17 protein-coding genes and 2 pseudogenes are annotated in these 16,598 nt (G+C 38.8%); 2 read left to right on the top strand and 17 right to left on the bottom strand.

Going from position 1 to position 16,598, the window contains the following annotated elements:
• The 14 genes and pseudogenes from BMW37_RS15220 to BMW37_RS16045 all read right to left on the bottom strand — a co-directional run.
• The coding region (locus tag BMW37_RS15220) for a hypothetical protein (protein WP_218139537.1) at positions 1-299 on the bottom strand (299 nt) is incomplete at its 3' end.
• Positions 300-519: 220 nt separating this feature from the next.
• Positions 520-798 carry an IS66 family insertion sequence element accessory protein TnpB gene (gene tnpB, locus BMW37_RS14065; protein WP_093322453.1) on the bottom strand — a complete coding sequence of 93 codons (279 nt, stop codon included), beginning with the start codon at positions 796-798 and terminating at the stop codon, positions 520-522.
• On the bottom strand, positions 782-1,150 hold the full coding sequence (tnpA, locus tag BMW37_RS14060; protein WP_093322450.1) for an IS66 family insertion sequence element accessory protein TnpA: 369 nt from the start codon (positions 1,148-1,150) through the stop codon (positions 782-784). The genes tnpB and tnpA overlap by 17 nt, the downstream gene beginning before the upstream one ends.
• Before the next feature lie 353 nt (positions 1,151-1,503).
• On the bottom strand, positions 1,504-1,656 hold the full coding sequence (locus tag BMW37_RS15215; RefSeq protein WP_177168686.1) for a hypothetical protein: 153 nt from the start codon (positions 1,654-1,656) through the stop codon (positions 1,504-1,506).
• 842 nt (positions 1,657-2,498) lie between these two features.
• Positions 2,499-2,900 (bottom strand): hypothetical protein, encoded by a 402-nt coding sequence (locus BMW37_RS14055; RefSeq protein ID WP_093322448.1) that lies wholly within the window; start codon positions 2,898-2,900, stop codon positions 2,499-2,501.
• A gap of 344 nt (positions 2,901-3,244) precedes the next feature.
• Positions 3,245-4,483: pseudogene (locus tag BMW37_RS16115) on the bottom strand (RHS repeat domain-containing protein); the annotation flags it as partial.
• 176 nt (positions 4,484-4,659) lie between these two features.
• Positions 4,660-5,004, bottom strand: coding sequence for a hypothetical protein (locus BMW37_RS14045; RefSeq protein ID WP_245711081.1), 345 nt, complete (start codon positions 5,002-5,004; stop codon positions 4,660-4,662).
• Between the two features lie 2 nt (positions 5,005-5,006).
• Positions 5,007-9,611, bottom strand: coding sequence for an RHS repeat-associated core domain-containing protein (locus BMW37_RS14040; RefSeq protein ID WP_093322443.1), 4,605 nt, complete (start codon positions 9,609-9,611; stop codon positions 5,007-5,009).
• A 6-nt stretch (positions 9,612-9,617) separates the two neighbouring features.
• Positions 9,618-10,064 (bottom strand): DcrB-related protein, encoded by a 447-nt coding sequence (locus tag BMW37_RS14035; RefSeq protein WP_093322440.1) that lies wholly within the window; start codon positions 10,062-10,064, stop codon positions 9,618-9,620.
• Positions 10,065-10,897: 833 nt separating this feature from the next.
• A complete protein-coding gene (locus tag BMW37_RS15210) occupies positions 10,898-11,074 on the bottom strand; it encodes a hypothetical protein (RefSeq protein ID WP_177168685.1) in 177 nt (58 codons plus the stop codon).
• Positions 11,075-11,465: 391 nt separating this feature from the next.
• Positions 11,466-11,867 (bottom strand): DUF6896 domain-containing protein, encoded by a 402-nt coding sequence (locus BMW37_RS16050; protein WP_093322437.1) that lies wholly within the window; start codon positions 11,865-11,867, stop codon positions 11,466-11,468.
• 1 nt (position 11,868) lies between these two features.
• Positions 11,869-12,936 (bottom strand): RHS repeat-associated core domain-containing protein, encoded by a 1,068-nt coding sequence (locus BMW37_RS14025; RefSeq protein ID WP_093322435.1) that lies wholly within the window; start codon positions 12,934-12,936, stop codon positions 11,869-11,871.
• Between the two features lie 138 nt (positions 12,937-13,074).
• Entirely contained in the window at positions 13,075-13,491 is a 417-nt protein-coding gene (locus tag BMW37_RS14020) for an NTF2 fold immunity protein (protein ID WP_093322433.1), read from the bottom strand.
• A gap of 21 nt (positions 13,492-13,512) precedes the next feature.
• Positions 13,513-13,845 carry a DNA/RNA non-specific endonuclease gene (locus tag BMW37_RS16045; RefSeq protein WP_425441803.1) on the bottom strand — a complete coding sequence of 111 codons (333 nt, stop codon included), beginning with the start codon at positions 13,843-13,845 and terminating at the stop codon, positions 13,513-13,515.
• 254 nt (positions 13,846-14,099) lie between these two features.
• Here BMW37_RS16045 and BMW37_RS16040 point away from each other — a divergent pair, with 254 nt between their 5' ends.
• Entirely contained in the window at positions 14,100-14,462 is a 363-nt protein-coding gene (locus BMW37_RS16040) for a hypothetical protein (RefSeq protein ID WP_093322428.1), read from the top strand.
• A gap of 4 nt (positions 14,463-14,466) precedes the next feature.
• Positions 14,467-15,126 carry a DDE-type integrase/transposase/recombinase gene (locus BMW37_RS14005; RefSeq protein WP_093322426.1) on the top strand — a complete coding sequence of 220 codons (660 nt, stop codon included), beginning with the start codon at positions 14,467-14,469 and terminating at the stop codon, positions 15,124-15,126.
• 45 nt (positions 15,127-15,171) lie between these two features.
• On the opposite strand, the pseudogene BMW37_RS16035 reads toward BMW37_RS14005, so the two are convergent.
• The 3 genes and pseudogenes from BMW37_RS16035 to BMW37_RS13995 form a co-directional block, all read right to left on the bottom strand.
• Positions 15,172-15,348, bottom strand: a pseudogene (locus BMW37_RS16035) (RHS repeat domain-containing protein); the annotation flags it as partial.
• A 112-nt stretch (positions 15,349-15,460) separates the two neighbouring features.
• Entirely contained in the window at positions 15,461-15,898 is a 438-nt protein-coding gene (locus BMW37_RS14000; RefSeq protein WP_093322424.1) for an SMI1/KNR4 family protein, read from the bottom strand.
• Between the two features lie 9 nt (positions 15,899-15,907).
• Positions 15,908-16,598: RHS repeat-associated core domain-containing protein (locus BMW37_RS13995; RefSeq protein WP_177168683.1), on the bottom strand; the 691-nt coding region annotated here is incomplete at its 5' end.

Here is a 16,598-nt window from a genome sequence, read left to right as displayed (position 1 = left end):
GGTCGAAATCCGTTTTCTACGACGCGTTTTTCTATCAATCTGCCTTGGTTATCATATTTAAACCAGTTATCACCATTCTTAATGGTACGTCCTGTTAGTTGGATATTTTGAATTTTGATACTGTCTGTGTTTTGTCCAGCCATCGTAGTGGGCTGAATATGCTGCGCAATCAGGTTAAGGTTGGCATCATAGGTAAAACTTTCTTGACAGGTTCCGCCACTGGCTCGGAATGAGTCAGTGGTAAAAGAGGGCTCTGTATCAGGTTGGAATGAGATTTTTTTATGCATGTATAATATCATAAAACATGAATAAAAATAATAATTAAATCATTTTACATCAACAATTTAACACCAATAAAACCCAATTAAGCACGAACTTAATAAATCTATTTTCTGATGCTGTTTCAGTTTGATTTGCACGCCATGAATGATGACTACACGCTTGCTCTTTTCATTAAAATCAGTGATATTGACTTAAATCAACCCCTTCTACTTGACGATAATCAACCCCTTTGCACAATCACTCGAACTGACTAGTTGACAAAGATAAATGCACTTCACCAAATTTCAATTTTGGAAAACAATTTTGATGTAATTTTCGCTGACATAGCCAAACACCATGAGAGTCTAACTGCAAGATTTTAATCACATTTGCACGACGATTAATAAAAATAAAGGCAGCACCATTTTGCCATAATCCTTTAAAGTGTTCCTGAACGAATGAGGTAAACCAAGTCATCTCATAACGCATATCGATAGGTTGATTGACAAAATAAATAGAATTAGGCTGAAGCATCATGTTGAGACTCCATCATCTTAACGACCTGTGGTAAAACAGTTAAATTGCATTTTATGATCAAACCAGATGGCAGCAAAACAGATAAATCATCATGAGGATGAGATTGACTAAAATCATTAGCAAGATGAGATTTAGAAGAAGACTTTGAATCTTTATTATCTGGTTCCTGGATTTGAACAGGAACAATCAATAACGCATTCTGTACAGTTTGTGCTTTTTTAATGTGTGTTGGCCAGTTTTTAAAAGAACCAACTTTAATACCATTTTCATTAGCATACTGTGCTCTAGTAAGGCCACTTGCACGGTAACGTTCATTATGCACTATTTTTTCATCTAACGAGTATAACTGCATGGGACATCTCCTTGTTATTTAAGATGCATGCATTATTATTGAAAAAATCTCGGTTAGGTAGGTGTATTCACCGTGTGCTTACGTTTATAATTCGATTCATGAATACGATGTATGTCCTCGTGGTATTTTGTTTGAATATTAGATTCTGGGAATACTACAGGCTTATCTGTGTGAGCTTGAGATGGCAACTTTTGAGTTGGCTCTATCACTTTAAAGGTACAAGTGTGGCTGTGAGTAGCGTATTTTGAGATACTTGCGCAACTGAGATATCAGTTTTGGTCGCACCTTTGTTCATTTCCCTCTCAACGATATCAGAGGCAGGTAAAGAAGGTTCTTGAATGGCATTAGTAGATTTAACCGATAGTGCTTTTTTTTACCTCAAAGGGCCAACATCTAAATGAGTTAAAGTTAATATTATGTAAAGCAGCATAATCAGCCATTTTAAGCCCAGAGGCTGCACGTGCTTCTAAATGTGCGATTTTTTCTTGTAGTGTGAATTTAATCATAAAGCATAATCCTCGATTGATTGAAATTATTCTTAGTTTAGTGAATATATAGGCTTATTCTAGATGTGTTCAGCGGATGCTTACACCTTTATAGCCGTTCATTTAACATCAAGGCAACATCTTCCTGAGTTCCTTACCTAAGCCTGTAGTAATCTCCTGCCATCTATATGCCGGTATGCCAACCAAGTCGTTATTGCAAGTCACGCTTAGCTTGTTAGTGCGTTATCGATGAGAACGCAGTTTTGACATCACGATTATGACTAACGACACTTCACTAATGGTTCATTTTCATTCAGCTTATTACTCCACATCTGACAATTTATCATTGCCTTTTAAACTACACGCTCACCACGATATCTCTTAAATAACGCAGCTGGAACCGATTTAACACCTGCTCTTGCCAGCCGATGTTGGTGGGCCTACCACCATCTTAGATAAAGCATGTTAGTCACCTAATAACTAACTTCACAGCACACCAACGATGGTTCATTTTTATTCAGCTTCTTATCTCACATCTGACGATTTTATATCGCCTTTTGACCCTACGCTCACCACAACACATCTTAAGTATTGCAGCTAGGGCTGATTTAGTACCTACTCTTGCTAGCCGATACTGGTGGGCCTACCACCATCTTAGGTACAGCATGCCGTTCACCTAAAGAACGACTTCACAACGCACTATCGTGTACTTACTCTTAATCCCCGACAGAGATGAAACCACACAGCTAAATCAGCAGCTTGAGCAAGTAAAAACAGCGCTAAAAGAGATTAATGGGTAACTAAGTAATGAAGGCCTGAGATTCCGACATTACTCAACTGAAGTTGTTAACCTTATAATTAACTTACCAATTTCTCATTACTGTAGCTAGTCTATTTGATACCTGATCAAAATAGACTTTAACACCAGTGTTAATAAGTAATATTTTTTGATTGTCTCTATAATCTTCTTCATATTTGAGCTGAATTTGCTTTAGGTAGTCTTTGAACTCATCATAAGTTGTATTTTTAGTAATCTTATTTTGATTTATATATACCTGTTTAATACGACTGATTTCAAATTGTATTAAACATAACTTATTCATATCAAACAGATACTCTACTCCTTGTGAATACACAGCATACAACTCATTTTCTTTACTGATCAAACATACTTTAGGGTATGCGAGTTTAGAAATAACTACATCAAGATTTTCCCCAAAGGAAACAGGATATATTTCGCCCTTTAAGAATTTTTCAAAAATCACCTTATAGCCTCTAATATTTTCTTAAATCTCTCTATGCCGCGTTGAGCTTGCTGATAACTTCCTGAATTTGGATTACCATGCGTTAATATTTGCTCAAAATCAGCAATAGCTTGTTTTGTTTGAGATCTCGCCTCGGTCATTATTTTGGCATCTTTGGACATTCCATTAATTACTTTATCCGCTTCTTTTAATGCCTTCGGATCTTTAGTTAGATCACCCCAACGATACCACTTCCCATCATCACCTAATCTAGCCTCCGCAACTTTTCTGTTATTTACATATATATCCGCATGAGGCCCTTTAACTCGGACATCTTCTCTATAAGGTTGCATTTTCGCAGTACAACTCAACCCCAACGGATCAATCCACATAAGCGGATTCGGAGCATACTGATACAGATTTATTCCGCCTGCCAGTCCTATCGGATCTTGTTGGGTGAAGCGTCCTGTTTCAGGGTCATAGTACCTGAAGGTATTGTAATGCAATCCTGTTTCTTGGTCAAAATATTGCCCTTGAAAACGCAGTGGTTGCCCGTAAAGTAAGGTGACTTGGTTTTTTGCTGGTCGGCGATAACTACCCCACAAATAGGTTTCTGTTTCACAGATGAGTTCGCCTTGCGTATTTGATAAGGCATACGGGGAACCATTCAGCTGATTGTGATAGTAAACAACTTCGTCTTTATCTATTTCATGCCAGTGGTCAATCAGTGCTAACGGTGCATAGCTATTTTCTTCATAAGCATACCACCTCCTGTTCTCGGTGTGTGATGCTTCACTTTCTCCTGCCAGCCTTAATCCTTGCCAATAAAACAGTTGCTTCTTGCTTTTATATTCCACTAAGGTACGGTGGTGGTCATATACATCGGTATAATATTGTGAGGTTTTACTTATCCGCCTGCTTAATGCATCGTATTCGTATTGCGCTACCCATTCATCATTGCCTTGTTTTACCACACTTTGAATCATTCTGTGGTGTTCGTCATACTCAAATTGTTTTACCACGTTCTCTTGTCGTTTAATTTGAACTAATCGACCAAATCCATCGTAATGATAGGTCTGTCCTTTGTGGCGGGTAGTTTGATTAGTCCAGTGAGGCGGGTGAAAATCATCAGTAATGAGGTTACCCGCTGCATCATACTTATAGTGCTCTTCTTGTAGGTATTTCATTTCCAATGCAGGAGAATGAACTAAAACCTGCCCATTGGTGTCATATTCAAAATATTCAGACAAACTTTTTGCAAAGGTAAGAGGAGATTTTTCATCTCCATTCAGAATATGCCGACTGATGAGCTCGTTAACGTCATTATATTCGTATCGATTTTCACGTAGCGGTTGAAACGCAACACTTTGACTTGTTTTGCGTAAGCTATGACGGGTTATTCTTCCTGTCGCATCATACTGCGTTTCTAAGTTCAACGCGCCTTGTGAGCGAGTGATTTCACAATGTAATTTATCTCGGCTGTATTCCGCTAATAGGTGATTTTTATCCCCTCGTATAAAGCGGTCTTCCACTATTAATTTTGCAAACTCATTCTTTTGCTGTGGGGTAAAGTTAACACGAATTTTTTTAGGTGCTGTCGTCATAATGTAGTCTCCTATTTCTTGTTATTATAGACTAAAGATGATTACAGGAAAATCATACCACCATAGAGGTTGGATTATAGGAGCCGTATGACGAGAGATTGTCACGTACGGTTCTGTGAGAGTGTGTGGGTGAAACTCCGTATGCTCTACTCGATAGCGCATCCACGTTGTATGAGTTAATCCAATCCATTTATAATTAGCTCAGCCAAATAGTCAAATAGGCTATTTGCTATAAAATTAGTATGTTCTTTTTTCACCCTAAAATTAAAAAAATAATATTGTTCTTCAAGCTCAATTGTAATCTGGTGATTAAGTCTGAAAAACTCAACATATACAGAGTACATTTTTTTAAACTTATTCGATAGTTTATCTAGATTTATGGGGTAATTAGTTACATCAAAAAAGATATTGTCGAACTCTCGATTAATATTGCTTACAACAATATAAGGATGTTTTCTTTCTTCACATACTTTCCAATGTTCAGAAGAGTCTGGATCTTTTTCATATATATATTTCATCATAACTAGTCCTTAAATTTGAAATCTGTGACATGTGTCATATTGCCATTTTTATCGAATTTAGCCATATAATGCACATTAACTCCATTGACTTTTTGCTCTATTTTAGACCAACCTTTACCTTTAAAATGTGGATCTCCTATTTCTTTAGCTTTTATTATCACTTGGCCATTTTCTGGATGTTTTTTTACATGATCAAATGCAAACTTCTCATTTTTGTTCCTAGGTTTAATTCTGCCGGTTGATTTTGATCTAACGTTAATGGGTTTTCTTGATGATGAGCACTTCGCCCACCCCAACGGATCGATCCACATCAATGGATTCGGCGCATATTGATACAGATTTAAGCCACCTGCCAGTCCTATCGGATCTTGTTGGGTGAATCGTCCTGTTTCAGGGTCATAGTACCTGAAGGTATTGTAATGCAATCCCGTTTCTTGGTCAAAATATTGCCCTTGAAAACGTAGAGGTTGACCGTAAAGTAAGGTCACTTGGTTTTTTGCTGGGTGGCGATAACTGCCCCACAAATAGGTTTCTGTTTCCCAAACGAGTTCGCCTTGTGCATTTGATAAGGCATACGGGGAACCATTAAGCTGATTGTGATAGTAAACAACTTCGTCTTTATCTATTTCATGCCAGTGGTCAATCAGTGCTAATGGTGCATAGCTATTTTCTTCATAAGCATACCACCTGCGGTTCTCTAAGCGTGAAGCCTCGCTTTCTCCTGCCAGCCTTAATCCTTGCCAATAAAACAGTTGCTTCTTGCTTTTATATTCCACTAAGGTACGGTGGTGGTCATATACATCGGTATAATATTGTGAGGTTTTACTTATCCGCCTGCTTAATGCATCGTATTCGTATTGCGCTACCCACTCGTCTTTTCCTTGCTTGACCAGACTGTTAATCATTCTGTGGTGTTCGTCATACTCAAACTGTTTAACCACTTTCTCTTGTTGTTTAATTTGAACTAATCGACCAAATCCATCGTAATGATAGGTTTGTCCTTTGTGGCGGGTAGTTTGATTAGTCCAGTGAGGAGGGTGAAAATCATCGGTAATGAGATTGCCCGCTGCATCATACTTATAGTGCTCTTCTTGTAGGTATTTCATTTCCAAGGCAGGGGAGTGAACCAAGACCTGCCCATTGGTGTCGTATTCAAAATATTCAGATAATCTTTTTGCAAAGGTAAGAGGGGATTTATCATCTCCTGTCAGAATATGTCGACTGATGAGCTCGTTAACGTCATTATATTCGTATCGATTTTCACGTAGCGGGTGAAACGCAACACTTTGACTTGTTTTGCGTAAGCTATGACGGGTTATTCTTCCTGTCGCATCATACTGCGTTTCTAAGTTCAACGCGCCTTGTGAGCGAGTGATTTCACGATGTAATTTATCTCGGCTGTATTCCGCTAATAGGTGATTTTTATCCCCTCGTATAAAACGAGATTCTAAGAGATGCCCCGAGCCATAGTAATGATGAGTGAAACGTGCGCCGTCCGGTAATTGGGTTTGGATGAGATTGCCGAGTCTATCATACTCATTGGCAAATTCTCCTGCGTGATTAGTTTCACTGGCAACACGTCCCATGATGTCATAGTCAAAATTCAACGTATCAAGCAATGACCAGTCAGGAATATCTGATTTAATGTCAGTTCGTTCAGGATAATTGACCTGTGCAGCTAAGGCATAATCTCGATTGTAACGATTGATTTCAACTCTATTTTTTTCGTACTTAAATTCAACTTTTGAATTCATCACAGTTTCTACCGTGATGCGACTTAATGTGTCATATTCGTATTGTGTTAATATGGGCTTGCTACCATACTCATCTTCTGCAGGTACAGTTAACAGCTCTGTCAATTCACTTGCTGCATTATAGGTATAGTGTTTTGTTTGACCAATCAAGTCGGTTTGCTGTTTGAGTCTGCCAAGGACATCATAGTTAAAATGATAAGCGCGCTTGTTTTCATTTACAAGTTGTGAGAGATGCCCGAGTGTATCATAATGATATTGGATTTTATTGCCATCGGGTTTATTGATGACTTGAATATTGCCACGGATATCATACTCAAAATACGTAATGGTCTGGTTAAAGTCTTTGACACTGGCCAGTTGCCCTTTGTCATTATATGCATAGTGACGTGCTCTACCATCCGGTAATTTAACCTCAGAGACACGTTTAGCAGAGGTGTAGGTAAAATACGTGGATGACATATTGGGATTAGACATCGCATTAAGCGTACCATCTTTGTGGTAGAAATAACGTGTCATGTGCCCACTACAATCAGTCTGACGAGTTAACTGCCCTAATGAATCGTAGGTATAAGTCTGCTTATTGCCTAATGCATCAATTTGAGCGGTACATAATCCGGTTTCATCGTATTGATAAACCGTTTTGCCACCATCAGGCGCCTCTAAACGGATTAACGCGGCATTTTTATTGTAGTGATAGCGCCAAGTTCCACCGTTCGGCTCTGTGATAGCCAGGGGTAATGAGAGCACTTGATGCCAAGTGGTTGAACGCGTCTCGCCATTAGGGTAGAGGGTTTCAACTAGGTTGCCATATTCGTTATATTTAAAGTGGGTTTTGCGTCCTAATGCATCAGTGAAGGCGGTTAAGTTATCAAGCTCATCCCAGTCAAGATGCCAAGTCTCTCCTAAAGGATTACGATATTGGGTGATGAGCCTCGCATCATTAAAATGCCTCACACTGCGCCCTATGCCTTTTTCTTCTGTAACCACGGTATTCTGGGTCAAATCATACTCAAGTGTCATGCGCTCAAGCTCAGTGTCTTCCGCCCACAGTTGATGTAACGTCACATACCACTCATCATCGTCTAATTGCGTATAGTCATACGTGGCCTGTAAACCAGAGGGTAGCTTATGCTTATTGAGCTTTTTATGTGTGATATCGTAGTCAAATTCACGTAACACAACCCCATCAGAATCGATAACTTTGATGAGTTCAGCCCGCTCATTGTATTCGTAGCAGACGAGTGGCGCCAGCCCAGCCCCTTCATCTAATCGCTGATTGACCTGGGTGATGCGTGAAAATAGTGGGTGATATTCAATCTCAACGCCCCAATCAGTCGTACCATCATCAATAGCATGGACTCTGCCATGTGCATCATAATGATAGTGCAATACATTACCAAACGTATCCGATTCAAGTATTAATACCAGCTTATTCGGGTCATTTACTGTTCTGGCATAGAAGGAAACATGCCCCAGTTCATCTACCAGTAAATACTGCTCTTTATCCGTTCGAATGATGGAGAAACCTTCATCAACAAAAAAGATAGGTGTCTCATGGGGAATGTAGCCGAGTAATAATTCACGGCCTGTAGCATCAAAGAAATAAACAATCGGAGAATCTGGATCATCCAGTGCCGGTACTAATTGCAGATGTGTTTCAAATGGCAGTCTCCATCCTTCACCCAGTAAACCTACAAATTGATTACGACTGAAATAGATGCGTTGCCAAACAATCGATTGACGACCAGAAAGTGTAAAATCTAGTTCACCCTCGGCCAATAATTTAGCCCCTGTGCCATAATGAATAGGATTGCCGGATTGGAATATATTGCCCAGACCTGCAAAAATAGGCACCGACAGCCCAGTGGCTAACGCTTGGCCGGCAAAGACACAACCAATTTTTTTAGGTAACGTTTTCGCAAAATCTTTTAAGGCATGCTTAAGGCCGTTTTTGGTATAGTTTCTAGCAACCCCACTCAAAAGACAGCGAATCGCCCCTTTCCCCATAGAGCCTATCATTTCTCCTGCGAACGTAGCCCAAGGATGTTTGCCACTTTTGATGTTACGTACCGTGACAGTTGGCCCACCAATCCGAACGCGAGGGCCAATTTGTTCATGATCAATTACCGCTTCACAGGTACTCTTATCCCCATTACGAGCTGCAGGTTGACCATTAATTAAAACCGTTTTTGAGCCCTGAGCGATGAATAACTCCTCCGGACCAAAAATGTGCGTTTTCGTGCAGGTGATTTTATTATCTGATTTATCACTTGCATCAGGATGGGCCGTCACTCTTACTGGAGAGAAAAAGCTTTCAAAGCCAAAGTCATCAGGCATCTTAAAGAAAGATTTGGCTTTATCATAAATGGTGCTAGCATTATTCACAAGGTAAGAGGCAGCCATACCTGGCATTAGAAACGCTGATGCAGAGACAGCAGAAGCCGCAACCGCTAAGGTTAAAATTTCTTCGACATTAATAGGCTCTTCGTCAGGGGGCGTCCCCCTACTTAATTCAGCGATAAGCACATCATGAGGGATGGTACCGGCGGCGCGAGCGGCTTCCGCCCCCTTAATTCTAACATTGAAGCTGCTACTAGGTTGAATCTCACCATCAAGGGAGCCAGAATCAAAAAGGCTCAGAAAAGAATCAAGCTTGTTATCAATCTCTTCATCCAATACCATTAAAGCGACGACTGCACAGGCACCAAGCACAATTCCGATAGGACCTCCCCCCATTATCCTAAAGGCTGCGCTATATAGCGCGCCTTTAGCCAATCCGCCGAAAAAATCAGCCCAAGGCGATGTATGTCTGAGTAGGTCACCGACTTTTGCAGCTAATAGCGCCTCTCCCATCGTGATTTACTTAACAGAATCGGATAAAACAAAAGACGGGGTAAACGAGCTTAAGATAGCGTGAATAAATTCAGCATCCTGCTCATTAAAATCACCTGCTTTGCTGAAGGTTAACACTAATAACGTAGAAGAATGGGCAACGACAATCATCTGATTGTTAACTAGTTCCTTGCCTTTAGTGCAGTAAGAAATAACCAGTTCTCCCTCGTAGCCTTCAATCAAAGTAAAGGGTGTACGAGCGCCGACTTGAAAATTTTTTACCCCTTTTTTAAGCTCTTTGATTTGTTCATTGATGTACTTATCAACAGAGGTATCAGGTTGCAATTGAGCGCGGGTTACAATGAGGGTGATACCACTATCAAACCTAAACACATTCATCGATTCATCACAATAGGAACGAGGAAGCGTTAAAGCCCCTTCTGTGAAAGTTAACGTAATAGAATCTGATGGCATGCAAAGCTCTCTTTGAGTGGATGAAGTACAAAACTATAGGCTAACTTAATAAAGTTTAGGATAAAAAATATTGATTTGCAAGTTTTTTGCATAAATTAGATAAAATGAAAAATGATTTAAATCATCGGGAGGGTATGAGATGACTCTATCAGCTCACGCATTAAAATGGACATAAAATAGATTCTGTTTTTAATGCGATGCCACAAGCAATAAATTGAATTTAAAAGTGAAATTTAGACAGGTTTTTGAAAGTAAGCAATCTCCACAGGTAATTTCGTTTGAATAAAAACATTGAAAAGCCATAAAACTCATCATACAACAAGAGTCATATTGATAAAAGATGACATTTGAAGTCGTTTTACATACCTAGCAAACACATTCTTTTGATAAATAAGTTAGTGATAATTCCTGTAACATCCCATTCCAAAGGGAGTTACATTAGCGATTTTAAAAGAACTGATAAATCCAAGTTAAGCTCCTTATTACAATAATTTAGGAGGATTTTAGCACTAATTTAAGCAAGTTCATTGTTCCTTTAAGTTTTATGCCCGTCACCCAAAATTACGAGATAATGCACATTAAAAACAATGCGAGGGCACGAAACGCAACGTTTACCGTATTTTCGACTGTGGATTATAGGCTTATTTTGGCGCTTAAGGAGCAATCAAACGAGGCCTAGAGTTAACGAGTCGAGAGTGTTACTCTCGTCTGGGTTTAAGGGGTGAAACGCCCTTAATTGCATAAATGAATTGCTACATTGAATTTTTATGAGATTAGATTGAATGTGAAATGGTATGGGATAAACTAAAAAATTACATCTATCCCACATGATTTTACGAGAAACCAGAGATGATTTCTGAGGACGTCTTACATACCTCAGATGCACACTCTTTTGGCAAATAAGTAAGACTAATGTTCATTTTAAGATGGCTTTGGTCTGTTACGATATCAGTAATATCCCATTCCAAGGGAAGCTTCATTGTCGCTTTAAAAAGAAGTGATAAATCCATGAAGAGCTCCTCATCATGATATTGTTAGAGGAATTTTAACACTAAATTGGAATTGATTCATTATCCCTTTAAGTTTGATGCCCGTCGCCCAAAATAACAAAATAATGCACATTAAGACAATACAAGGGCGCAAAGCGCAATGTTTACCCTTGTATTGTTGGTTGTGCATTATAGGCTTATTTTGGAGCGTAAGGTGCAATTAAACGATGCCCTGAGCTCACTAGTCGGGAGTGTAACTCTCGTCTGGGTTTAAGGGGCGAAGCGCCCTTAGTTGCATAAATGAATTATTAAATTAAATTTTTATGTGAGTGAATTGGATGAGAAATAATGTAGAATAAACTAACATAATTTGACCAAATCCACACGATTTAACGAAAAGCCAAATATATCTCTATATTTTTTTATCATTGTACAAAAAACGAGTTGGAATCTCGGATATCTTGCTTAGATAACCTTGAAGACTAAGGATTAATAATTCATTATCCACTTGTTCTTTTGTATACAGTACATTAATTGACTCAAGATATTGCATGACTCTCCAGCCATCGATAATATATGGATTATCAAGATTTACATGCATATCAATTACAATAGAGGGTTTAGGATGCTTTCTTGTGAACTTCATACCAACACCATGTTTATAAAAATACCACACACTTTTATTAAGATTTAAACTTCCATTTCTAGGAAAGTCGAATAACAACCAATAATCTTTCACATCTGGATAAAGTTCCTTCAATTTATAAATTAACTCTTTCTGAAATGTTATAATTGATTCAATATGTTTTTTCATATTAATAATACCTAACACTAGCTTCAGCTGCTTCAATTAAAAGTTGCTCACCCATTTCGGGGGAAACTGTGTTTATTCGTACAGGGATATTATCAATCCCTGCTTTAATTGCTGAGGCTACTCTATGATGTCCATCAATAATAATCATCTTTCCTCTTACAATTGCCACATCAATAGATTGACTGACATCAAAACCATTTTCCTTCATATTTTTAGCATATTTTTTAATAGCAGAGCCTGACATCTCATTGTTATTCTGACGACTTATTAAAGTCTTAGGATCAATATTTTTAATTGAACAACAGTCCTCTCCTATCAATCCCAAAGAGTCGGTCCAACCTGTGGGGTTATGTACGTAGCCGTAGGGATTAAATCCGCCAGCTAATCCTATGGGGTCGGGCGTCAGGTATTGGGCGGTGTTCGGGTCGTAGTAACGATGTCGATTGTAATGTAATCCGCTTTCATTGTCTAGATATTGACCGGGGAAACGTAGGTTACAAAAATCGTCATCGTTCGCACTGTATTGCTTGAGAATACTCCCCCAAAGGTTGTGTTTGACGCGCCAACGGCCAGTGCCATCTTCAGCGAGCAGTTCGGTGGGGGTACCAATTTGGTCGGTGATGACGTAATTCAGTTCTCCTTGTTGATAACGCGCTGTCGGTGTCAGTTGATTGGGGGCATAGAGCCAATGGGTACTGTGCTCAAAGGCAACAGTGCCATCGGCATAAATCGGGGCTTCTTCAATTAGCTGGTCGCCTAGGTAGTAATATTCACACCCTATTTTTGGTTGTGATTTTGGCTGTGATAGCGGGCTTGGCCGAGGTTGCGTTTCCACTTGGTGGTCATGATGTATCACTTGAAATTTTCTGATGCGTCTTCCAAATGCATCATACTGATAATGCCATTCATCTCCTTGTGAGGTAATATATCGCACCAGTTGGTTCAGTGCATTCCAGTAGTAAAAGTAGGTACGAGGACGAAAGCCATTTTCTGCTACTCGTTTTTCAATCAGTCTGCCTTGCGCGTCGTATTTATTGCCGACGTAAATTCGAGTGTGGTAAATACTCAACTAATTGACCGTAGCCGTTATGGCGATAATGCTACTTATTTTTTTAAAGAGCAATTTAGATCATCATGAAATTTTCAGCATTTAGATTATTAAGTGACAATTAGCCTAACACATAGGAATTCTGACAGCTTCCGTCTTTTACAAAAGCCATTTAACCCATTTTTCTAGCTCAGGATCATACTTCTCTTTCTTATCAATACGCCATTCTTGATTTTTGTAGTGCAATGTATATCGATATTCATACACAGTCTTATATAAAATATGCCGTGTCGTAATCTGAACACGATTTTTTTTGACCTCTTCAACAGATAAAATCTCTTCATCTGAGGAATACTTAGCTGGCCAACCTATACTAAAATAATCAGGTTTGCCATATTTTCTCTCCTTAATGGTACAATATTTTGCAAATATTTCTCTAAGTTTTAATTGGGCTTCATCATGAATTGCAGCTAAACCTTGCTCTTCAACCCTTTGATAATTCACAACCTCCCAATCACTCATTACAATAATAAAGTTTTTGAGAACTTGTAATGCATCTTGTTTGTTTTCATTCATTTATAAAATTCCTGTTTTTTATTAATTATTAAATACTTCACCCATAACTTTGTTACCATTTTGATATACGTCATAATAAATTCCACTTGGACGCGTCGAACCATTCTGGTATACAAACTTCCACTTAATATCAACTTCGCCATTAGCTTTAATATATTTAACAACCTCTGATTCAAATACTCTATATTCACCCCGATTGATTTTTGACAATTGTGGGAATACATTATCGATACCACCTTGCCCACCCAGTGCTCTAGATAAAATATGGACTGCATCATCGTTAGCGTTACCTAAGCCTCTTGCAAAATCACGAGATGATTGGTTAGTTCCTGTACCTAACTGATTGGGGCCAATACTGATTTCAGCAGTTAATGGTTCTCCAGATGGCCCTCTTGTCTCTGTAGTACATTATGCCAACCCTAATGGTTCGATCCAACCAGTGGGATTATGTGCGTAGCCGTAGGGGTTAAATCCGTCGGCGAGTCCTATGGGGGTCAGGCGTCAGGTATTATGCGGTGTTTGGGTCGTAGTTGATGTAATGGACTTCTCCCCCCTACAAGGATAAGATTAAACTACATACTTATCTTTGTTATTATAAGGAGAGACTAATGAAAAAGTTTAAACGTATCGGCATTGATTTAGCTAAAAATGTTTTTCAAGTATGTGCTGTTGATCATGCTGAAAAAAGAGTGATAAACAAAAAATTAAGACGTGCAGAAGTACTAAAAAAAGATTATCGCACATATTTTGAACCAAAAAATAAACTCAGCGAAATTGAATGTCAAATGATTAATCACTATTTGAATTGCGAAGAATATAAGTATTTATCTCCGCTACAAATAGTACCTAGACTATTGGACGAAAAAGAAATTTATATTGCATCTGAGTCCACTTTTTATCGTTATATGAGATTAACAGGACAAGACCCATCGCGGGCGTACAAAGAAACCAAGGCCCTCTCACAAGCCTAATGAACTGGTTGCAACATGCAGTAATCAGGTTTATTGCTGGGATATCACCTATTTAAATTCCAGTATTAAAGGACAGTATTTTTATCTCTATTGTTATCTTGATATCTTTGATAAATATATTACCGGCTGGCAGGTTTTTAATGAGGAAAGTGCAAATAATGCCTCTTTATTGATACGTGATATATGTGAAAAAGAAAAAATTGAGCGAGACCAATTGATTCTGCATTCAGATAATGGTTCTCCTATGAAAGGCCAAACAATGAAATCTATGCTAGAGAGCTTAGGTGTAGCAAGTTCACACAGTAGACCGAGGGTGAGTAATGATAATGCTATGTCTGAATCACTGTTTAAAACAATGAAATATTGCCCTAGGTTACCGTTAAAGCCATTTAACAGTATAGAAGAAGCTAGAGAATGGGTACATCGATTTGTTCAATGGTATAACCATGAGCATCTACATAGTAGTAATAATTTCATTACCCCTGCTGATAAACGTGCAGGTAAAGATATCAATAAGCTTAGAAAACGACAAAGGTTAATGGAACTCAAGAAAGAAAAACACCCTGAAAGATGGGTTAAAGGACATATCCGTGATTGGAGTCCAGTAACAAAAGTGACTCTCAATGAATCCCCTAAAGAAGGTGAAAAAAGAAACATTGCTTAGCATTAAGAAATAAAATATATATGACAACTTTCTTGACAGGTTCCGGGTACCAATTTGGTCGGTGATGACGTAATTCAGTTCTCCTTGTTGATAACGCGCTGTCGGTGTCAGTTGATTAGGGGCATAGAGCCAAAGGGTGCTGTGCTCAAAGGCAACAGAGCCATCGGCATAAATCGGCGCCTCTTCAACCAGCTGGTCGCCAAGGTAGTAATAGTCATAACCGACTTTTGGTGGCGCAATATGTTTGGGGTGTTGTGACCGGGCACGTTGCCATTTTGCATCACGCGGAGTTTTTGTACGCGCCTGCCAAATGCGTCATACCGATAATGCTTGACTAACGTTTATATAATCTATTGAGAAACTCTTCAAATGTTTGACATACTTTACCCATATTATTTTCACCTAACGAAAAAAAGTATATATACCCATAATCTTCATCCCTTAATGATAGAAAAAAAATAATGCCAAACGGACCCGATGCAAATGGAACAAATGCACTACGAGTCCAAGTTCCTAATAATTCATCATTTAAACTATATTCATTAATATCATCAATTAAATTTTCTATTGTCGATGTACCATATTTTATTGAGTTAAAACTAATATCAAAACCCCATTTATCAGCCTCCACATCTTCTTCACTTGAAAAACCCCCATTATTTTCTAGATAATGTTTTTTAAATTCTTCGGGCAAATTTTTATCAAAAAGGCTTTCAAATATTTCCCACTCTCTATTTGTTAATTTTTGTTGTTTAAATACTAACTCGACCATAACTCATCCTTACCATGTTTTAAATGTATATGCATTCCCTGTTGCCTCTTTATACTGACTGGCTCCTCCAATATGTTGCACTCCTAAATGAGCATCTTGTTTAACTAACTGTAAAGTTCCAATGCCTGTGTTTGGATTATAGTCATCAAGATGATGCCACACATACCTTTCGCCATTTAGGGATGGTGTGCTTTTTTGTCCAAAACCTCTTAGATTAGCGGCTAGTTCATCAGCTTGGTAATCTCCTGTTAACTTTATCTGCACTATAGACTCAGTTGGAGTACCATCAGGCTTGAGCCTATTAGGATTGTTATAAAGGGCATTACTCTTTGAATAATCTAATCCCCCATTTTTTGTAACTTCTACATCAATGAATCCTTTGGATTCCAATTTTTGTATAGAATAACAATTAGCCTCTGCCAACCCTAAGGGATCGATCCACCCGGTGGGATTATGTACGTAGCCGTAGGGATTAAATCCGCCGGCGAGTCCGATGGGGTCGGGCGTCAGGTATTGTGCGGTGTTGGGGTCGTAGTAACGATGTCGATTGTAATGTAATCCGCTTTCATTGTCGAGATATTGACCTGGGAAACGGAGGTTACAATAATCGTCATCGTTCGCACTGTATTGCTTGAGAATACTCCCCCAAAGGTTGTGTTTGACGCGCCAACGGCCAGTGCCATCTTCAGAGAGCAGTTCG

The sequence above is a fragment of the Thorsellia anophelis DSM 18579 genome (genome assembly GCF_900111395.1).
GTDB classification, from domain to species: Bacteria; Pseudomonadota; Gammaproteobacteria; order Enterobacterales; family Thorselliaceae; genus Thorsellia; species Thorsellia anophelis.
This window is presented reverse-complemented; position numbering and strand designations above follow the sequence as displayed.